The 19,039-nt window shown below is 68.6% G+C and carries 15 protein-coding genes and 1 pseudogene; 7 read left to right on the forward strand and 9 right to left on the reverse strand.

Annotated features, from left to right (window positions below; genetic code table 11):
• Positions 1 to 4 precede the first annotated feature (4 nt).
• Together ftsY and ASF20_RS02290 are read left to right on the forward strand one after the other, a co-directional pair.
• Complete coding sequence (gene ftsY, locus ASF20_RS02285; protein ID WP_056219981.1) at positions 5 to 1,444, forward strand: signal recognition particle-docking protein FtsY; 1,440 nt, start codon at positions 5 to 7, stop codon at positions 1,442 to 1,444.
• 67 nt (positions 1,445 to 1,511) lie between these two features.
• Positions 1,512 to 2,129 (forward strand): septation protein A, encoded by a 618-nt coding sequence (locus ASF20_RS02290; protein ID WP_056220417.1) that lies wholly within the window; start codon positions 1,512 to 1,514, stop codon positions 2,127 to 2,129.
• 25 nt (positions 2,130 to 2,154) lie between these two features.
• Here ASF20_RS02290 and ASF20_RS02295 read toward each other — a convergent pair whose 3' ends face one another.
• The gene (locus ASF20_RS02295; RefSeq protein ID WP_244472508.1) at positions 2,155 to 2,871 is read right to left on the reverse strand and encodes a Crp/Fnr family transcriptional regulator; all 717 of its coding nucleotides are present in this window, start codon (positions 2,869 to 2,871) and stop codon (positions 2,155 to 2,157) included.
• 896 nt (positions 2,872 to 3,767) lie between these two features.
• On the opposite strand from ASF20_RS02295, the gene ASF20_RS02305 reads away from it, so the two are divergent.
• Positions 3,768 to 4,235, forward strand: a complete 468-nt coding sequence (locus ASF20_RS02305; RefSeq protein ID WP_244476300.1) for a Crp/Fnr family transcriptional regulator — start codon at positions 3,768 to 3,770, stop codon at positions 4,233 to 4,235.
• Positions 4,236 to 4,241: 6 nt separating this feature from the next.
• Positions 4,242 to 4,484: a helix-turn-helix domain-containing protein gene (locus tag ASF20_RS24800; RefSeq protein WP_348271539.1), complete on the forward strand. Its 243-nt coding sequence runs from the start codon at positions 4,242 to 4,244 to the stop codon at positions 4,482 to 4,484.
• A gap of 12 nt (positions 4,485 to 4,496) precedes the next feature.
• Here ASF20_RS24800 and ASF20_RS02310 read toward each other — a convergent pair whose 3' ends face one another.
• The 6 genes and pseudogenes from ASF20_RS02310 to ASF20_RS02335 form a co-directional block, all read right to left on the reverse strand.
• Positions 4,497 to 5,108 carry a DsbE family thiol:disulfide interchange protein gene (locus tag ASF20_RS02310; protein ID WP_056270393.1) on the reverse strand — a complete coding sequence of 204 codons (612 nt, stop codon included), beginning with the start codon at positions 5,106 to 5,108 and terminating at the stop codon, positions 4,497 to 4,499.
• On the reverse strand, positions 5,105 to 5,269 hold the full coding sequence (ccmD, locus tag ASF20_RS02315; RefSeq protein WP_056270397.1) for a heme exporter protein CcmD: 165 nt from the start codon (positions 5,267 to 5,269) through the stop codon (positions 5,105 to 5,107). Before ccmD ends, ASF20_RS02310 begins: the two co-directional genes overlap by 4 nt.
• Before the next feature lie 64 nt (positions 5,270 to 5,333).
• Positions 5,334 to 6,146 (reverse strand): heme ABC transporter permease, encoded by an 813-nt coding sequence (locus ASF20_RS02320; protein WP_056219994.1) that lies wholly within the window; start codon positions 6,144 to 6,146, stop codon positions 5,334 to 5,336.
• Positions 6,147 to 6,232: 86 nt separating this feature from the next.
• Positions 6,233 to 8,641 (reverse strand): PAS domain-containing protein, encoded by a 2,409-nt coding sequence (locus ASF20_RS02325; RefSeq protein WP_348271540.1) that lies wholly within the window; start codon positions 8,639 to 8,641, stop codon positions 6,233 to 6,235.
• Positions 8,604 to 9,412 (reverse strand): annotated as a pseudogene (locus ASF20_RS02330) (Crp/Fnr family transcriptional regulator). The gene ASF20_RS02325 and the pseudogene ASF20_RS02330 overlap by 38 nt, the downstream one beginning before the upstream one ends.
• 188 nt (positions 9,413 to 9,600) lie before the next feature.
• On the reverse strand, positions 9,601 to 9,852 hold the full coding sequence (locus ASF20_RS02335) for a hypothetical protein (protein ID WP_056220000.1): 252 nt from the start codon (positions 9,850 to 9,852) through the stop codon (positions 9,601 to 9,603).
• Positions 9,853 to 10,077: 225 nt separating this feature from the next.
• On the opposite strand from ASF20_RS02335, the gene ASF20_RS02340 reads away from it, so the two are divergent.
• Together ASF20_RS02340 and ASF20_RS02345 are read left to right on the forward strand one after the other, a co-directional pair.
• Entirely contained in the window at positions 10,078 to 10,293 is a 216-nt protein-coding gene (locus ASF20_RS02340) for a hypothetical protein (RefSeq protein WP_056220003.1), read from the forward strand.
• 689 nt (positions 10,294 to 10,982) lie between these two features.
• Positions 10,983 to 12,608: a hybrid sensor histidine kinase/response regulator gene (locus ASF20_RS02345; protein ID WP_056211791.1), complete on the forward strand. Its 1,626-nt coding sequence runs from the start codon at positions 10,983 to 10,985 to the stop codon at positions 12,606 to 12,608.
• Between the two features lie 219 nt (positions 12,609 to 12,827).
• Here ASF20_RS02345 and ASF20_RS02350 read toward each other — a convergent pair whose 3' ends face one another.
• Both ASF20_RS02350 and ASF20_RS02355 read right to left on the reverse strand, forming a co-directional pair.
• Positions 12,828 to 13,898, reverse strand: coding sequence for a hypothetical protein (locus tag ASF20_RS02350; RefSeq protein WP_056270401.1), 1,071 nt, complete (start codon positions 13,896 to 13,898; stop codon positions 12,828 to 12,830).
• A 112-nt stretch (positions 13,899 to 14,010) separates the two neighbouring features.
• Positions 14,011 to 17,082: a transglycosylase domain-containing protein gene (locus ASF20_RS02355; RefSeq protein WP_056270404.1), complete on the reverse strand. Its 3,072-nt coding sequence runs from the start codon at positions 17,080 to 17,082 to the stop codon at positions 14,011 to 14,013.
• A gap of 239 nt (positions 17,083 to 17,321) precedes the next feature.
• On the opposite strand from ASF20_RS02355, the gene ASF20_RS02360 reads away from it, so the two are divergent.
• Positions 17,322 to 18,989, forward strand: a complete 1,668-nt coding sequence (locus ASF20_RS02360) for an alpha-amylase family protein (RefSeq protein ID WP_056270409.1) — start codon at positions 17,322 to 17,324, stop codon at positions 18,987 to 18,989.
• The last annotated feature ends 50 nt before the right edge of the window (positions 18,990 to 19,039 follow it).

Below are 19,039 nucleotides of genomic sequence, written 5' to 3' on the forward strand. Positions count from 1 at the left end.
GGGAATGAGCGAAGACAAGAGGCCGGGCTGGCTGCTGCGCAAGATGTTCGGCACCAAGGAGGAGGAGCGGCCCGCTCCGGTGCCGGTTCAACCGCCGGATCCCAAACCGGCCCCAAAGTCCGTCGTCGAGCCGGTGGTCGAACCGGCTGCGCTGCCCGTCGACTCCCCCGCCTCGCTGTCCGAGGGCCAACCGGACTTCGCCACGGCCGCGACGGACGTCTCCCACGTCCCGCCACCACCCGGCGAGCCGGGTGAGGGGACACCGGACAAGAACGCGATCCCGGACGAACTCGAGGGCGCCGACCTCCAGCCCGTGGAAGGCGCCAAGGAGCGCCCGCCCGCCGGTACGGCCGGGGACGATCCCGCTCGGGGGGCCGAGCCCGCCGACACGACGAGCCAAGCCTTCGCGCCCGAGCCGGCACAGGCAGTTCCACGAGCGCCACTGCCCGAACCTGAGCCCGAGCCCGAAGTCTCGACTCAGATTTTCATGCCGGAGCCCGACGGGGCTTCCGAAGAGCCCAAGCGCGGCTGGTGGAGCCGCCTGACGGGGGGCATGAAGCGGACCTCGTCGGCCCTGACCGAGCGCGTCACCGGTCTGTTCACCAAGCGCAAGCTCGACGCCGACACCCTGGAGGAGCTCGAAGACGCCCTGATCCAGGCGGATTTCGGCATCGAAACCGCGACTCGGATTTCGGAGGCCGTAGGCAAAGGCCGCTACGAGAAGGGTATCTCTCCGGATGCCGTCCGCGAGATTCTGGCGGCGGAGGTGGAGCGCGCGCTCACCCCCGTGGCGATTCCCTTTCGCATCGATGCCTCGAAGAAGCCTTTCGTCATCTTGATGATCGGGGTCAACGGCGCGGGCAAGACCACCACCATCGGCAAGCTCGCGCTGAAGCTCAAGGCAGAAGGGCACTCCCTGATGCTGGCCGCCGGCGACACCTTCCGGGCTGCCGCGATCGAGCAACTCAAGGTCTGGGGCCAGCGCACGCAGACGCCGGTCATCGCCCGGGCGCAGGGCGCGGACGCGGCGGGCCTCGCCTTCGATGCCTACGAGGCGGCCAAGGCGCAGGGAACCGATGTGCTCCTCATCGACACGGCGGGCCGGCTGCAGAACAAGGCGGGCCTGATGGCGGAGCTGGAAAAGATTCTCCGGGTGATCCGCAAGATCGACCCGCAAGCGCCCCATGCGGTACTTCTCGTTCTCGACGCCACCGTGGGCCAGAACGCACTGAGCCAAGTCGAGCTGTTCTCGAAGGCCGCGAACGTAACCGGCCTCGTCATGACCAAGCTCGACGGCACGGCCCGCGGCGGCATCCTGGTGGCACTCGCCGCGAAGTTCGGCCTGCCGGTGCACTTTATCGGCGTCGGCGAGGGCGTCGAGGACCTAGAGCCTTTCGCGGCTCGAGATTTCGCCCGGGCTATCGCGGGCCTGGACGCCGGGTGACGCGGCGCTCGCCCTGAAGCGCCGTGTCGCGGTAAGCCGCCACCCGGAACCCTATATGACGGATACCATGCAGATCGAAGCCATCCCCCCGCGTCGCCATCTCCCTCCGCTCCTGAAGCTCGCCCTCGAGCTCGGGCCTTTGATGGTCTTCTTCTTCGGTAACGCCTACGCCGAACGCCTCGGCGTTCACCCGGATCAGAAGCTGTTCGTGGCGACGGGCGCCTTCATCGCCGCCACCCTGGCGGCCCTGGCGGTCCATTATGCGCTGATGCGGCGCCTGCCCATCATGCCCCTGGTTTCGGGCGTGGTGGTGGTCGTGTTCGGTGGCCTGACCCTGGCGCTGCAAGACAAGACCTTCATCATGATGAAGCCGACCATCGTGAACACGCTGTTCGGCCTCGTGCTGCTGGGTGGCCTCGCCTTCCGAAAGTCCCTGCTCTCTGTCGTGCTGGATTCGATGTTCGCCCTCACGGAGGATGGATGGCGCAAGTTGACCTTCCGCTGGGGGGTATTCTTCCTCTTCCTGGCGGTTATCAACGAGGTCGTCTGGCGAACTCAGACCGAGGATTTCTGGGTCAGCTTCAAGGTCTTCGGCATCATGCCGCTGACTATCGCCTTCGCGTTGGCCCAGACTCCGCTCCTCCTGCGCCATGAGCGCAAGGCGCCGGATACGGGTTCCGCCTGATATCGCGCGGAGCCGACGGCGTTCCTCAGGCCTCGCCGAGGATACGGGCATACTCAGCCTCCGGAACGCCGTAGGACGCTCCGGCGACAGCCAGGAGGGCGGCACGATCACGGATTCCGATGCCGCCCCGGCGCATCTTCAGGGCACCGGCGAGTTCGAGCATGCGCAGCCCGGTCGTCACGCCTGCGCGCCGGACCCCGAGCATCAATGAAAGCGTCTCGTGCGTCAGGGGCAGATCCTCCCGGTCGGCTCTGTCGTGACACATCAGCAGCCAGCGAGCGAGGCGCTGCTCGATGGTGAAATGCGCATTGCAGAGACCGGCTTGCGCCAATTGCACGGCGTAGACCTGAGCGTAACGCAGAAAGTACGCCTGCAGCGCCCGGCTCTCGGCCAATGCCGTCCGGAACGCCTCAGCCTCGATCCGCAGGGTCCGACACGGTACCTGAACGAAGGCGGTGTGCGGCGCTCTGTCGACACCGTTGAGCAAGGCAATGCCGATCATACCCTCAGGCCCAACGATCCCGGCCTCCGATTGAACGCCGTCGGGCGTGTGCGCGATCACGGAGATCATGCCCGGCTCCGGAAAATGCACGGCCGCAATCGGCTCGCCAGGGACTTCGAGCACGGCCCCTTGCTCGAATGAGCAACGAACCAGCGATGGCTGGAGACGCTCGAACTCGAGCGGCAGCAACGCGCGAAGGAGGCGGTTACGAACTTCGGATTGCAGAATGATCGACGTCACAACCCCGACAATCAATAGGCGGGCGTGCGAACGCAAGGTCACCCGCAGCCCAGACTTACCTCGGGCGACGAAGCGGACATGCCATATCGAATCTGCATTGTGAAGAGAACAACAAGTTGTATTTCCATCCGTTATCAGACGAAGCACTTATCTAGAAAAATAGAGTGCTTCATCGAAAACGGGGATCACGAGTTACGTCACACATCAATATAGATTTAGTTGAAAATATATAGCCACAACCGACGGAGGCATGGTTCCATCCGTGATTGCCCTGTCAGCCGAGTCGGACATCGGGCGCGTCATTCACCGGTGATCGGCGCGGAATCCCTTCCTGTCTTCTCGATATTCTTACCCGTGGCTGCACCCACGACGGGACCCTCAGATGGCAGACCCAGGGGACCGGGGCTCCTCTACAAAGACACGCACTTCGCGGCGCCCTTCAACCCTCGTGTCGCGTGAGGACATCGAGGTGATTACCGAATGGAACCGCCACGACCCAGTACCTCCTGCGTATCCGGGATCAAGGTACATTGGTCCGTGATCTCCAGGGCGATGTCCGACTGGGCTTGCCTCAGGCAGGGGACCTCGTCGAACGGACTGCTCGCGACATTCGCAACCGCCAAAAGACATATGGTGATCCGAAAAATCAGGAAGCGCCGCAGCTTCGAAGTCACGGATCCATCCGGTTTGATCCTGCTCGCGATCGCGTTTTCGACCGTGCGATCGCGTACCGTTTGGGGCAGGCACAGACATGCCTGGCCCAAGAAATTGTACGGCATAGTACAGACGCCCTCCGGTGCAGTTCCTTCAGACCTGGATCCGGCTATGAGAGACGACTGTCCCCCTGTCCGAGCAGCAAGACGTTCGACGGCTGCTCTATCGAGCCGCTACGTTTCATGCCGGTGTCGTCACAGCGATACGTTCGAAATCACCTCCTCAGCATCCTCAGCCCCGATGATTATGAGGCGATCCAATCCGTTGCGGAAGGCGTGGCGCTGGGGCGCCGGGACATCCTGATCGCCGCCAACAAATCGATCACGCACGTCTATTTCCTTGAATCGGGCATCGCCTCGGAGGTTGCCGCTACACCCGAGGGCCGGCGGATTGAGGTGTGTATCACCGGTCCCGAAGGAATCGTCGGGGTCCCGCTACTGCTCGATGTCGACCGGACGCCCCACGAGACCTTCGTGCAGATCGAGGGGGACGCGGTGCGGGTCGAGGCCGCAGCATTCCGGCGTCTCGTTGAGGAACGGCGGATCCTCAGGCGGATCGTCGGGCATTATGCCTATGCGGCTCATCTACAAACCGCCGGAACCGCGCTTTCCAACGGCAGTCATACCCTGGAGGAACGCCTCGCCCGTTGACTCCTGATGTGCCACGATCGGGTGGACGGAGACGAGTTCCCCGTCACCCACGAGTTCCTCTCGACGATGCTCGGCGTGCGCCGCCCCGGCGTGACGACGGCGATCCATAGCCTTGAGGGGGCCGGCATGATCAAGGCTCGACGCTCGCATGTCCAAGTGCTGGACCGCGACAAACTCAAGGCCGCGGCAGGAGACAGCTACGGCGTGCCCGAGGCGGAGTATCGCCGCCTGATCCACGCGGGGCGCTGAGCACCCGCCGGGTCACCGCGGGACGGAGGCCGCCGATCCGATGGATCGGATCTTGTCGAGCACGCCGGCATAGCTCTCCGGGGTCAGAATTCCCACGAGCTTTTCGCGAATGATCCCATCCGGTCCGATGATGAAGGTCTCCGGCACTCCGTAGACGCCGAAATCGATCCCGGTCCGTCCCTCCGCATCGAGGCCCACGGCTCGGAATGGAACGCCGTTCCGGGTCAGGAAACGACGTCCGTTCTCCGGCGTGTCCTTGTAGTCGATGCCGACCAAGTGGACGCCCGGCTCGCGCGCCAATCGCATGAGCTGCGGATGCTCGATCTGGCAGGGAGCGCACCACGAAGCCCAGAAGTTGACCACCGTGACCTTGCCGAGAAGGTCGGCACGGGAGAGGCCGGGAACCGGCGCGCCCTGCGCAATCAGGCCCGGCATCGCCGGAAGGGTGAAGGCCGGCGCCGGCTTGCCGATCAGCGCAGAGGGAATGGCCGCGGGATCGGCGCCCGAGCGCAGGCGAAGAAAGAAGATTCCGGCAAGGACTGCGAAGGTGACGAGCGGCAGGATGACCAGAAGCGATCGCCGGACCGGTGCCGGAGTCTGCAGCGAGGGTTGGGGCGCGCTCATAAGCGGACTCCCGACCCGTCTATCACCTCGCCTTGCAGCCGATCCAGTTCCCGCTTCCGGGCGCGATGATCGCGCAAGGCATGCAGGATGAGCCCGCCAATCACCAGAGCGGTGAAGGCATAGGCGCCGAGGATGTAGCCGGCGTGGTGGCCAAGGGTCATGGGCGGGACTTCACGAGTGAGGTTTCCGGAGTGCCGGTCTCTTCGGCCCGCATCGACGCGGAGCTCACAGGCTTTGAACCACCCGACCGATCGGCGCCTGCCCCATCGGCTCCTGGCTGATCGACGCCCCACGTACGGACGACGGGCTGGCATCGAGGCGTTCGGCTTCGCGCAGGGTCAGGGCCCGAACGCGCCGGCGCAGGATCTCGGTGCGCATGGCATAGAGGTGCAAGGTGACCCCGAGGATCGTGAAGGCGAGGATCATCTCGAGCAGCGGGTAGAGCATGCTGGGATCGATGGACGATCCGCCCATGCGCATGATCGAGGCCGGTTGGTGCAGGGTCGACCACCAGTTCACCGAGAACTTGATGATCGGCAGGTTCACCGCGCCGACCAGGGTCAGGATGGCGATGGCACGCGCGGCCCGGTTCGGATCTTCGATCGTGCGCCACAGGGCGATGATCCCGCAATAGATCAGGAACAGCACGAGCATCGAGGTCAGGCGCGCATCCCAGACCCAATAGGTGCCCCACATGGGCTTGCCCCACAGCGACCCGGTCACGAGGCAGATGAGCGTGAACGCCGCTCCGATCGGCGCGGCGGCGCGCTGGGCGACGTCGGCCAGGGGGTGACGCCAGACGAGGGTTCCGATGGCCGAGATCGCCATGGCGCCGTAGAAGAAGACGCCGAGCCAGGCCGCCGGCACGTGGATGTACATGATCCGTACGGTCTCGCCCTGCTGGTAATCGGGCGGCACGACGAACCAGGTGAGATACAGACCGACCCCGAGGAGCAGGCCCGACAGCCCGGCGAGCCAGGGCATCACGGGCTGGGTCCAGCGCAGGAAGTGACCGGGATGGGCAAGGCGTGTCCACATGGTCTCGCCCTCTAGCGCAGGGTGCGGTGCAGCGGCAATGCGTGGGTTACGCGCAGGAGGCGCGGCCCGGTCACGTCCTCGGGTGGTCAGCCACTGGACTGGAAGCCTTCCAAAGGTGCCACCACGCGGCAGACGAGGCCGGTGGGGCGATAATCCAACTCGATCGTGCCGCCGACGGCGCCGACGAGGCCGCGCTCGATCAGTCGCGACCCGAATCCCTTGTGCGTCGGCGGTACGACCATCGGTCCGTCCGCTTCGGACCAGATCAGTCGAACGGTCGCTCCACCCGCGGTTGCGTCCCGGTCGAGGCTCCAGTGGAGTCTGACCCGCCCATCGGGAACCGAGAGCGCACCGTACTTGGCGGCGTTGGTCGCCAGCTCGTGCAGCATCAGCGCGAGGGCCAGGGCCGCCTTCGATCCGAGAAGCACTGGGGGCCCCGCGACGTCAAAGCGACCGGGTTGCCGATCGTCATGTATCGAGAGGGCGCCGCGCATCACCGCCTCCATCTCGGCGCTCTCGTGCACCCCGGCGAGCAGGATGTCGTGCGCCTTGCCGAGGGCGATGAGACGGGCGGCCAGGGCTTCCTTGGCCGCCTCGACGTCGGTGACGTTGCGCAGGGTCTGCGAGGCGATGGCCTGGACCATCGCGAGGGTGTTCTTGAGGCGGTGGCTCAATTCCCGGTTCAACGTGCGCTGCTGCTCGTCGGCTTCGACGCGGGTCAGTCCGCCCCAGGCGCGCTCCGCCACTTCGCGCGCGAACGTGATCTCGCCGGCACTCCAGTCGCGGGGATGGCGATCGAGGACGTAGAGAATGCCCACGAGGCGGCCGCGCCGGAGAACCGGCACCTTGATCACGGCGCGCATCCCGAGCCGGCCATAGCCCTCCGGGTCGTCGACGCGTTCGGGGGTTGCCGCGATATCGGCCACGCTGATGACGTCGCCGCGCCCCAGACGGTCGACGCTCGCGGCCAGGGTCGACCGAGATGCGGTCGGCAGGCCGACGGCGCAGGTCGGCTCCGCGTCCCCCTCGGCGGTCCAGTCCGGATTGAGCGACGCGATCTGGCCGCCGGGATCGACCTGGGCATAGCCCGCCCGGGCGACCCGGAGGGTCCGGCCCAGGCTCTCGGCCGTAGCGGAGACCACGTCGGCGTGGGTGTGCAGGTCGCGCAGGCGGTCGCCGAGGGCGATCAGCGCCTCGCGGCGGGCATCGGCCCGCTTCTCCTCCGTGATGTCCTCGATCATCGCAGTGGCGTGGACGTCGCCGCCCAGGCGCTGCGAGACCAGGTTGACCCGCGCCCAGATGATGCGCCCGTCCATGCGCCGGTAGCGCTTCTCCAGGCGGAGCTGCAGGGTCGCCCCGGTCGCGAGGCGCTCGTGCAGCGCCGCCCGGTCGTCGTCGTCCTCGGGCGGTGTCCAGCGGGCGAGGGAATGGCCGAGGATCTCGGATTCCGGCGCCCCCCAGATCTCGCAGAGCTTGGCGTTCACCGCGAGGGCGCGCACGGTCCGCGGATCGAACTGGACGATGCCGATATTGGCGCCCTGGAACACCGCGCGGAACTGGGCGCCGACGCGGTTGCGCTCGGTCAGATCGAGCATCGCGGCGATCATCCGCAGGGGGGCCCCGTCCGCGCCGCGGACCAGGGAGCCGCGGTCGAGGACCTCCGCGTACGTGCCGTCGGCGCGCCGGAACCGGTACTCCTGGCTCCAGGCCTCGACGCCGCCGGCGAGGGTCGCCTGGAGACCGGCCGCGACGCCGGGGCGATCGTGCGGGTGGATCTGGGCGAGCCACCAGGCGCTGGTCGGCACGACCTCCGACGGCGCCCAGCCGTAGGCGGTGGTCAGGGCGGCGTTCCACAGGACGGCCCCGGTGGCGAGGTCCCAGTCGCGGACGGCGTCGTTGGTGGCGCGCGCGGCGATCTCGGCCGCCCGCGCCTCGGTGACGTCCTGCACCGTGCCGACGAGGCGGGCGGGGCGGTCCTGGTCGACCACGCGTCGCGCCCGCGCCCGTATCCACAGAGGTCGTGTCGAGGTCGCGCGCCGGACCGTGCAGTCCAGCGTCCCGGACCCCGCCGGGTCGAGGGCGGCGCCGAATGCCCGGTCCAACGCGGCGCGATCCCCGGGGTCGAGGGCCGACAGGACGGTGTCCGCGTCGGCGACCGGCCCCGGCGACGCGAGGCCGAGCAGGCTCCGGAATCCGGCGTCGCCCCGGAGGGTCCGGGTGGCGGGGTCGTAGGCGAAGAGGCCGAGGCCCGCCGAGTCCGCGGCGAGGCGCAGGAGCGTCGCCGCGTCGGACGGGGCGAAGGGGGAATCGCCGGCGGGCTCGAAGACGGCTCCGCCCGCAGACGTCCCGTCCCCGGCGGCCGGGGGCGGCGCGTCCGGGGCCTGGCCGGGCTGCTGGTCTGCGGCGGGCTGCGTCATCGGGGGCGGGCGGAGGATCGAAGCTCTGCGGAGGGGAGGGTCAGGCCGATTCGGATATCGCGAGTTCGCGCGGCGCATCCGTCTCCCGCCGATCGGGGGGCGGCTCCACCGCCACGAGGGCGCCACCGGGCGCGTAGATCGCGCCGAGCACCGTTTCGTAGTGCCGCCGGACGACGCCGTGGCACTCGCAGGCGGCGGTCTCCGCCAGCACGCGGTGCGGATGGTGATGCGGCCGCGCCCGACCTCGATGAGGCCCTGCTGTTGCAGCGCCCGCAGGATCCGGGTGAGGTAGGTCCGCTGGACGCCCAGCATGGTGGCGAGCAATTCGTGGGTCACCGGCAGGACGTCGGTGCCGATGCGGTCCTGCAGGGTCAGGAGCCAGCGCAGGCAGCGCGACTCGATCGGGTGCAGGGCGTTGCACGCCACCGATTGTAGGACCTGGGCGAGCAGGCAGTCGGCGTAGCGGGTGAACAGGTTGCGCAGGGCCGGGGAAGACCGCTTGACCTCCTGGAGGCGCAGGGCGTCCAGGCGCAGGACCGGTCCGCCGATCTGCACAACGGCGTTCGTGGAGGCGGGCAGGAATCCGCTGCTGACGACGCCGCCCACGGCGCCCTCGCGTCCCACCGTGGCGACCTCGGCGCTGCGGCCGTCGCGCATGGCGACGATGAGGGTGACCACCGTCTGCCGGCACGGGAAGGCGATGGCGGTGACGTCGCTGCCGGCCTGGAACAGGGCTTCGCCGCGGTCCCGGGAGAGGCGATCGAGATGGGGGTCGAGAAGCGCGCGATCCTCGGGCCGGAGGCCGTCGAGGAGAAGGTTGCCCGTCGATGGATCGGAGGCCGGGCCCATGCAGTGCGCTGTGTTCACCGTCTGTCTCTCCGGCCTCTAGCGCAGCGCCGTCGCGTCCGTCTGTCTAGAAGTAGACCCTGGTGAGACAATTTTGTTGTTTTGATGGGAACCCGAAGAATGGGTGCTCCGAAACGGGTCGGGCGGAGAGGCCGACCGGGGCCAGGCGCGCCCATGGCGCCCGTCGCACCTCAGCGCGCCTGTCCGGCCTCGTCGCCCTCGCCGATGCAGTCGAGGGCCCGTTCCACGGCCGTCACGGCGTCGAGGAGGTTCTGGACCGTCCGCTCGACCTCGCGGGCCGGTCGTCCCATGGCGGCGGCCCGGGCGCTCACGAGCTCCAGCTGCTCCAGGAGCGCGAAGAGGTCGTCGGCGACGGCGACCACGTCGGTGACGACGACCGGCGGAGCGGCGGGGCGGCGGAGGAAGGGGACGACGTTGCTCATCGGCCCTATGTCTCGCGTGTTCCCGGCCAAAGCGCCAGCCTGCGCGGGCCCCGATTCCCCATCTTCACCCCCGAACCGCCGCTTCCTTGCGGAGGTGGTGAGCATTTTCGTGGCGCGGCGACATCAGTGCGGCAGGAACCGGCGACGATTCGTTAGCCTTGCGCTTGACGGGCGCGGGGCCCGGGCAGCACCACAGGCGCTGCTTTCGCCACAGGACCCGCCCCGATGCGCCTCGCTTCCCTCGCCCTCGCCGCCACCCTCCTGGGCGGCCTCTGCGCCTGCAACACCGACAGCCCGAGCGGGCGCAGCGGTCTCTCCGACGCCTTCGACACCAGCAACTATCGCCAGTCCAACGACACCAACGGCACCCAGACCCGCCGCGACGTCAACCGCCAGTACACCCAGCCGTCGATGCCCTCGATCGCCAGCCGCGGCAACTGAGCGGGCGGCGCCCCCCCCGGGGCGTGCTCCTTTCCCCGGTGAGGGACGGGGGCATCGCGGTGGCGCCCTCCACCGCGCGGGGGACCGGAGCGGCGTGGCCCGACGCCGTCCAGCCGGGGTGATCGCAAGGACCGGTTCGCGCGCCGGAACGGTTGCCGTCGCCCACCCTCTTCCCGGGGCCGCGCAGCGGAGCCCGGAACCGAAGGGGCGCGCCTCTGGCGACCCGGAATGACGGTGGGCCCTCACCGGCGGTCACCTCGCCCGGAAGCCGGAAAGGGCCAGCGTCGCCCGACGCACGGCCTGGACGCAGGGCGCGTCCCTCTCCCCCCTCGCGGGGAGAGGTTCGGCATGGGCGTGCTGGGGTGCCCCTCAGGCCGAGGAGGCCGGGGTCAAAACCCAATCCGCGCGACCCTGCGAAGGGCTGCCGCAAGTGGTTTGCGGACCCTGACCTTTCGTCCTGAAGCGGATGTTCCGCCTCCGACCAACAATGGCCATAGCGAGCGGTTTCCCTAATCCCCTGAAGCGGTCATTCGCTTTGCTCACACCGGCGCGCCTCGGTGCGACACTGCTACCCTCAGGCCTTGGTCAATTTTTGTTCAGTGGCATTTCCGCTGGCGCAGAGAATACAACAAAGACGTGTTTGGAGTGACCGAGGGCTCCGGCGGTCCTTCGAAGCCCGGAGTTCCTTCTTGCCAACTTCCCCCGAGAAGCCGAAGACCTACGGCCCAAAGACGCCGGTCAGCGGCAGTGGCCCTTCGGGCGTAATCGACCAGCATCACGACATCTTCTTCGCGGCCGTCGAAACGACGCGCATGCCGATGATCGTTACGGACCCGCACCAGGCCGACAATCCCATCATCTTCGTCAACCGCGCTTTCGAGCGCATGACAGGCTACACCCGGGACGAACTTATCGGCACGAACTGCCGCTTCCTCCAAGGGCCTGAGACCGACCGAGAGGTGGTCACCGAACTGCGTGTCGCCATTGCGGAGCAGCGCGAGTTCTCCACGGAGATCATCAATTACCGCAAGGACGGGTCTTCGTTCTGGAACGCGCTGTTCGTCTCGCCGGTCTTCAACCGAGCCGGCGACCTCGTATACTTCTTCGGCTCGCAGCTCGACGTTTCGCGCCGCCGCGACGCAGAGGAGAGTCTACACCAAGCACAGAAGATGGAGAGCCTGGGGCAGCTTACCGGCGGGATCGCGCATGACTTCAACAACCTCCTACAAGTGATCTCCGGTCACAACGAGGTCATGCTGGCGCTGATCGACCACCCGACCATCGATGTCGGCCGATTGCGGCGGGCGGGCGAGGCGGTGCGCGACGCCTCGGAACGCGCCGCCAAGCTGACCCACCAGCTTCTGGCCTTCTCGCGCAAGCAGCGATTGGAGGGGCGCCTCCTCAACCTCAACGGCCTCGTCCAAAGCATGAGCGAGATGGCCGAGCGTACCCTGGGGGACGACGTCACCCTGAAGCAGTCCCTCGCATCCGATCTCTGGAACACCCGCATCGACCCGACCCAGGCCGAGGTCGCCTTGCTGAACGTCTTGCTGAACGCCCGCGATGCGATGCCGGGCGGAGGGTCCGTCACGGTCAAGACCGAAAACCTCCTCATCGAGGACGAGGATACGGCGCTCTTCAAGACGGTCGGCCCTGGGGCCTACGTGGTGGTATCCGTCACCGATACGGGTAGCGGTATGCCGGCCGAGATCCTGAACCGAGTGATGGAGCCGTTCTTCACCACCAAGGGCGAAGGCAAGGGCACAGGCCTAGGCCTCGCGATGGTCTACGGTTTCGCCAAGCAATCGGGCGGCTCGGTCAAGATCTACTCTGAGGTGGGGCACGGCACCACGGTGCGCCTACTCTTTCCAGCAAGCGACCAGAAGATCGAGGACGAGCGCAGGGCCTCGCAGCGCGCCGCCGACCGGCACGGGACCGAAACGGTACTCGTGGTCGACGACCGACCGGACGTGGCGGAGACGGCGGGAATGATCCTGGAGGATTTCGGCTACAAAGTCATCGTGGCCGACGGCCCCCGCGCGGCGATTGAGTTCCTCGACGGCGAGCGCCGGATCGATCTCCTCTTCACCGATCTCATCATGCCGGGTGGGATGAACGGCGTGATGCTGGCCCGCGCCGCACGCGAGCGACAGCCTAAGATCAAGGTGCTGCTCACTACGGGCTACGCGGAGGCATCCATCGAACGCTCGGATGCGGGTGGCACGGATTTCGAGATCATCAATAAGCCCTATAAACGGCTGGAACTCGCGCGCCGCGTGCGGCGGGTCATCGATGGCCCGACCGGCGTAGGTTGAGCTGTCATTCCCCCGGCTTCCGGCCCTGATCGATACGTCCGCCTCGCCCAGGATCTATCCGATCGCAGCCGGGCAGAAATTCACCCGTCCCGGCCGTAGGGCGCTGCTCAACCGTGCAGCCCGCAAGCGGCGGTTCCGGGCTTCTGCAAAGGGTCGGGTGCAGCCCCTCGCGGGGCCAAGCCGATGGGGTTTTCGACCCGAGCGGCGCCGCCCCCACCCTCAGTTCTTCGCCAGCGCGTCCGCGAAGGCGATCATGCGGTTGCGGGCGTAGGTCGGCAGGCCGGCGCTGATCGAGGTGCCGGTGTTGAAGGACGAGTTGCCCATCAGCACCTGGGCCGGCAGCAGGTTCTTGAGCACCGGCACGCGGGCATATTCCTGCTTGCGGTCGAGGACGTCGCCCTTGATCGCAAGCGCCACGTAGGTGGTCACCACGGTCTTGGCCGGATCGCCCGGCATGGGCTGGAACACCGCCAGGAACTTGCCGAAGCGCAGGATCTGGTTGACCCAGAAGATCGTCTGCTCCAGCCCGCCCGTCACCGGCGTGTCGAGCTTGGTGAGGTTGCCCAGCGCCGCGATCTCCGCCGGGGGCAGGGTGCGCAATTCGCTCTGGAACGAGACGAACTCGGCGATCTTCTTCGAGGCCCCGTCCTCCAGCCGGTTGGCGAGCTTCACGCCCAGCGGCAGCTTGCCTTCGAGGTCGTAGCGCGATTCGATGCAGGTGGTGCCGACCTCGCACCAGGGCCGGTCGGGGCGCTTGGCGAAGGCGGCCGCCGGGTCCTTGTTCGGCGTCGCGTCGGCCGGGTTCAGGGCCTTGTGCTTGATGACCGGGTCCATCTTGGCGACGAAGCCGAGGGTGGCGTAGGCGGCGAGGTCGATGCTCTCCGGGGCCTTGGCCACCACGAAGCGCCCCTGCGCCACGTAGACCTTCAGGGTCTCGTGCCGGCGCTTGGCGACGCCGTTCAGGGTCTGCACGTAATCGGGCTCGACATAGCCCGGATGCGGCGCCAGGGCCGCCCGCTCGCCGGGGCGCAGCTTACCCCAGTCGAGATAGGGCACGAGGCCGTTCTCGGGCTTGGCCGGATCGTCGCGATGGTCGGTGAACAGGATGGTGCCGGGCTTCAGCCCGGCGACGCCGGCCGCCTCGATGGCGGGCACGTCCTTGATCCGCTCCGAGACCGCCGGGCTTGCGGGCGGCTGGAGCTTGATGCCCTCCTGGGCGAGGGCCGGGCGGACGGCGCCCCCCGTCAGGGCGAGGGCGAGGAGAAGGGTTGCCGGAAGCGGTCTGTGCACGTCGGGGCCTCGGAGGTCGGCAAGAGGAGGTCGGCAAAGGGGGTCGGCAAAGGGGGTCGAGGAGAGGGGGTCGAGGAGAGGGGGTCGGGGCCGTGCCCCGGGCGGAGCGCCCTCAGAAGCGCGGCTCGTCGCCGAACAGGTAGTCGGGATCGCGGCGGCGCTGGCGCGGCCGGATCTCCTCCTCGTCGCCGAAGGGCGAGCGCTGCGTGCCCGGCCAGGGCTGGTAGGTCTCGGACTGGGCCCGGCGGTTGCGCCGCTCGCCGTAGGGATCGAGGAGGTCGCTCTCGGGCTGGGCCCGGCGCCGATCGTCGTCCGGCTGGCCCCGCAGGCCGCCGAACAGGCCCCCGGCCAGGTCGGGGGCGTCGTCCTCGGCGCCGAGGTCGCCGTCCTCGGGATCGGGCCGCATGGCGGTCCGGGTCTCGCGGGGCAGCAGCTTGTACTGGGTGTCGGCCATGCGGCCGTCCTTGATCCGGAAATGCTCCAGGACGCCGCCGCCGTCGACGCGCTGGCCGCTGCGCGGATCGATGCTGGCCTCGAGGAGGTCCTGGCGCGCCTCCGGGGAGGGCGGGGCCAGGGACGTGCGCGGCACGCCGTTGGCCCAGGCCGCCTGGAGGATGGTGCCGGCGATGGGCACCGCGAGGTGGCCGCCCGTCTGCCCGCGCCCGAGGGTTCGGCGGGTGCCGTCGGCATTGTCGTAGCCGACCCAGACCACGATGGTGATCTCGTTGGTGAAGCCGGCGAACCAGGCGTCGTTCTCGTTCTCCGAGGTACCGGTCTTGCCCGCGATCGACGACGAGAACCGGGCGAGCGCCGCGGCCGTGCCGTGATTCGTCACCCCCTGCAGCATGGTCTTGAGCTGGTAGAACGCCACCCGGTCGGCCGAACCGATCCGGGTCGGGGCCCGGGCCTCGCGGGTGTAGAGGGTCTTGCCGTCGCGCTCGACCGACTCCAGGGCGTAGGGCGCGGGCCGCGCGCCCTCGTTGGCCACCGCGGCGTAGAACGCGGCGAGGTCCACCATCCGCACGGGCTGCGCGCCGAGCACGAAGGGATAGTAGCGCTCGCACTCGGCGTAGATCTGCGCCTCCAGGGCGAGGTCGCAGACCTTCTGCAGGCTGGCCGGCGCCTTGTCGGCGATGCCGCCCTGGAGCAGGCGGGCGGTGACGAGGTTCTTGGAGAATTCCAGGCCCCGGCGCAGGGTCGTGGCCCCGGCCCCCGTGCCCTCGTAGTTCTTGGGCGACCAGGAATCGCCGACGCCGCCGATGGGCGGCAGGGTGATGGCGGAATCCAGCACCAGGGTGTTGGGCTGCAGGCCGGCATTGAGCGCGGCGAGATAGGTGAGGGGCTTCAGGGTCGAGCCCGGCTGGCGCACGGTCTGGGTGACGCGGTTGAGCTGGCTCACCGGATAGGAGAAGCCGCCCGCCATGGCGAGGATGCGCCCGGTCCGGTTCTCCAGCACCAGGGCGGCGCCCTGGACGCTCGGCCGGACCCGCAGGTCGGCGCGCGGCGCCTTCGCGTTCGGATCGCGCAGCTTGACCCGCACCACGTCGTAGGGCTGGAGCTTTCCGCGCGCCGGGCCGGGCTCGAGGCTGGCGGTGCGGCCGTCGGCGAGGCCGACCTTCGCGGTGCCGCCGCGCCCGGTATCCAGGACCACGGCCAGAGGCCAGTGCACGTCGTAGAGGACGGGCCGGGCGGTCTCCAGCGCCCGCTGCCAGGCCGGCTTGGGGCGCTCGACCTTGGGCGCGGCCTGCTCCGCCGCCTTCTCGGCGGCGGCGGCGGCCTTGCGCTCCGCCTTCGTCTTCGGGGCCGGCTTCGGAGCCGGGGCAGCGACCGGCTTGACCGGATCGCCCGTGAGGAGGGGGACGCCCAGGGGCGAGGCCTCGGCGGCGGGGATCGCGGCCTCGAGCTTGCGCACGGCCTCGGCGAGGTTGAGCTCCGGCCCCTCGTAGCGGGCGCGCCCGGTGGCGCGCTCGTAGGTGGAGAGGCCCTCCTGCAGGGCGGTCTCGGTGGCGGTCTGCAAGCCGGCGTTGATCGTGGAGCGCACCACGTGGCTGGCGGCGGTGAGGGAGTCGGCGCCCGCGAAGGTGCGCACCTCCCGGGCCAGGTGGTCGACGAAGTAGAAGCCGGAATCGCGCCGGACCGCGTCGATCGGCTTCAGGCCGAGGGGCGCGTTGGCGGCCTCGCCGAGCTGCGCCTCGGTGATGACGCCCTCCTCCTTCATGCGCGCCAGCACGTAGGCCCGGCGCTCGCGCGCCCGGTCGGGGTACTTGTCGGGGCTGTAGAAGTTCGGGCCCTTGGGCATGCCGGCCAGCAGCGCGGCCTCCGTCACGGTGAGCTGGCCCACCGATTTGCCGAAATAGCTGCGCGCGGCCATCTCGATGCCGTAGGCGCCGCGGCCGAGATAGATGCCGTTGAGGTAGAGCTCCAGGATCTGCGGCTTGCCCAGGATGTGCTCCAGGCGGGAGGCCACGATCATCTCGCGGATCTTGCGCTCGTAGGTGACGTCGTCGCCGACCGAGAGGTTCTTGACCACCTGCTGGGTGATGGTGGAGCCGCCGGCCGGGCGGCCCGGGGAGGCAAGGTTGCCGATGAAGGCGCGGATCACCCCGCGCTCGTCGATGCCCCGGTGGGTCTCGAAGCGCTTGTCCTCCGCCGCCACGAAGGCTTTCTGCACCATCGTGGGCACCTCGGCGATCGGCACGCTGAGGCGCCGGCCATTGGCCTCAAAGGCCTCGGCGTAGCGCTTGCCCGATCCGTCGAGGATCAGGGACGCGCCGGGGAGCTTGCGCTCCTTCAGGGCCTCGGCCGAGGGCAGGTCGGCCACCGCCTTGTTGTAGAAGGCGATGACCTCGGCCGCGTCGAAGGGCGAGTCCTTGGGGGTCTCGCCCTTGCAGAACTGGCGGTAGCTGACGTTGAGCTCGCCGATGTCGAGGCCGTGCAGGATCTTGGGGGCGCTCGCGCCCGCCACCGCGCTGGGGTCCTCCATGGCGGTGGAGATCAGCTCGTCGAGGTTGATGTCCTCGATGTCGAAGGCCTTGCGCATGTGGGCGCAGCCGTCGCGCAGGATCTGCACCACCTGGGCCTTGTCGGCCACGGGATCGAACTGCGTCTTCACCGCATCCGGCCGCGTCGTGACCTGACTGAGCGTCAGCGCCGTGGCGAACAGCTTGATCAGGATGATGTTCATGCGGGCCGGGATACCGGGAGTGGGGTCGTGGCGCGGAGGGCCGCACGGTCATAGCCGAGACCGCGCGCCGGAGCGTGGCAGATGCGCTGCACAAGGCGGCTGATTTAAGGACGGGACGGCCACGCTCGGGGCGTTCCGCACTGGCCAAGCTCACGGCAACGCTCACGGCAACGCTCACGGCAACGCTTTCCCGCGGGCCCGCGTTGTGGCCCGGGGCGCCCGCTCCCGGGGATGACGGCATGATCAAGGACCTCTGGTACAAGAACGCCATCGTCTACTGCCTCTCGGTCCGGACCTTCCTCGACGGCAACGGCGACGGCATCGGCGACTTCGCCGGGCTGGAGCGCCGGCTCGACTACCTGCAGGGCATCGGCATCACGGCGATCTGGCTGATGCCGTTCCAGCCCTCGCCCAAGCGCGACGGCGGCTACGACATCTCCGACTATTACGGCGTCGATCCGGATTACGGCTCGCTCGGCGACTTCGTCGCCTTCACCCACGCGGCCAAGCAGCGGGGCCTGCGCGTCCTGATCGACCTCGTGGTCAACCACACCTCGGACCAGCATCCCTGGTTCCAGTCCGCCCGCTCCGACCCGGATTCGCCCTACCGGGACTGGTACGTCTGGTCGAAGACCCGGCCGCCCCACGCCGACGAGGGCATGGTCTTTCCCGGCGTCCAGACCACCACCTGGACCCGCGACGCCAAGGCAGGGGCCTACTACTTCCACCGCTTCATGCCGTTCCAGCCGGACCTCAACACCGCCCATCCGGCGGTGCGGGCCGAGATCCAGAAGATCATGGGCTTCTGGATCCAGCTCGGGGTCTCGGGCTTCCGCATGGACGCGGTGCCGTTCGTCATCGCCAAGAAGGGGCCGGAGGTCACGGGCGAGCCCGACGAGCAGTTCGACATGCTGCGCGACTTCCGCGAGTTCCTGCAGTGGCGCCAGGGCGACGCCATCATCCTGGGCGAGGCCAACATCCTGCCCAAGAAGGACCTCGCCTATTTCGGCGACGACGCCGACCGGCTCCACATGCTGTTCAACTTCCCCGTCAACCAGGCCCTGTTCTACGGCCTCGCGGCCGGCGACGGGCGCCCCCTGGCCAAGGCCATGCGCAAGACCTGGAACCGGCCCGATTCCGCCCAGTGGGCGGTGTTCCTGCGCAACCACGACGAGCTCGACCTCGGGCGGCTCACCGAGGCCCAGCGCCAGGCGGTGTTTTCCGCCTTCGGGCCCGAGAAGGGCATGCAGCTCTACGACCGGGGCATCCGGCGGCGCCTCGCCCCGATGCTCGGAGGCGACCAGCAGCGCATCGAGCTCGCCTATTCGCTGATGTTCACCCTGCCGGGCACACCCGTGCTGCGCTACGGCGACGAGATCGGCATGGGCGACGACCTCTCGCTCAAGGAGCGCGAATGCGCCCGCACGCCGATGCAGTGGAGCGGCGAGGCCCAGGGCGGCTTCACCAAGAGCGAGACCCCGACCCTGCCGGTGATCGACCAGGGCGCCTACGGCTTCGACCACGTCAACGTGGCCAGCCAGCGCCACGACCGCGGCTCCCTCCTGAACTGGATGGAGAGCGTGATCCGCACCCGCAAGGAGGTGCCGGAGATCGGCTGGGGCGACTTCACCGTGATCGAGACGGCCTCGCCGGCGATCCTGGCGATCCGCTACGACTGGGAGGGCAATTCCGTGCTCTGCGTGCACAACCTCGCGGGCACGCCGATGGAGATCGCACTCTCGGCCGGAATCGCGAGGCCGGAGGGCCACCTCCTCGTCGACCTCCTCACCGGCCGCCGCTGCGAAGCGGACGCGGAGGGCCGCCACTGCCTGATGATGGAGCGCTACGGCTACCACTGGTTCCGCGTCGGCGGCCTCGACGCCCCGCTGAAGCGGCGGGTGGGGTAGGCCAGCCGCCCCGGCGCCGGGACGGCGGCCCTGCTGGGAGCAGGACCGCC

This window comes from Methylobacterium sp. Leaf88 (assembly GCF_001422795.1).
Classification (GTDB): Bacteria; Pseudomonadota; Alphaproteobacteria; order Rhizobiales; family Beijerinckiaceae; genus Methylobacterium.

Coding starts and splice junctions, on each gene's coding strand:
- ASF20_RS02360 (WP_056270409.1), top strand. CDS start 17,322: ATGATCAAGGACCTCTGGTACAAGAACGCCATCGTCTACTGCCTCTCG.
- ASF20_RS02290 (WP_056220417.1), top strand. CDS start 1,512: ATGCAGATCGAAGCCATCCCCCCGCGTCGCCATCTCCCTCCGCTCCTG.
- ASF20_RS02305 (WP_244476300.1), top strand. CDS start 3,768: ATGCCGGTGTCGTCACAGCGATACGTTCGAAATCACCTCCTCAGCATC.
- ASF20_RS24800 (WP_348271539.1), top strand. CDS start 4,242: ATGTGCCACGATCGGGTGGACGGAGACGAGTTCCCCGTCACCCACGAG.
- ASF20_RS02310 (WP_056270393.1), bottom strand. CDS start 5,108: ATGAGCGCGCCCCAACCCTCGCTGCAGACTCCGGCACCGGTCCGGCGA.
- ASF20_RS02355 (WP_056270404.1), bottom strand. CDS start 17,082: ATGAACATCATCCTGATCAAGCTGTTCGCCACGGCGCTGACGCTCAGT.
- ASF20_RS02340 (WP_056220003.1), top strand. CDS start 10,078: ATGCGCCTCGCTTCCCTCGCCCTCGCCGCCACCCTCCTGGGCGGCCTC.
- ASF20_RS02335 (WP_056220000.1), bottom strand. CDS start 9,852: ATGAGCAACGTCGTCCCCTTCCTCCGCCGCCCCGCCGCTCCGCCGGTC.
- ASF20_RS02320 (WP_056219994.1), bottom strand. CDS start 6,146: ATGTGGACACGCCTTGCCCATCCCGGTCACTTCCTGCGCTGGACCCAG.
- ASF20_RS02325 (WP_348271540.1), bottom strand. CDS start 8,641: ATGCGCCGCGCGAACTCGCGATATCCGAATCGGCCTGACCCTCCCCTC.
- ftsY (WP_056219981.1), top strand. CDS start 5: ATGAGCGAAGACAAGAGGCCGGGCTGGCTGCTGCGCAAGATGTTCGGC.
- ccmD (WP_056270397.1), bottom strand. CDS start 5,269: ATGACCCTTGGCCACCACGCCGGCTACATCCTCGGCGCCTATGCCTTC.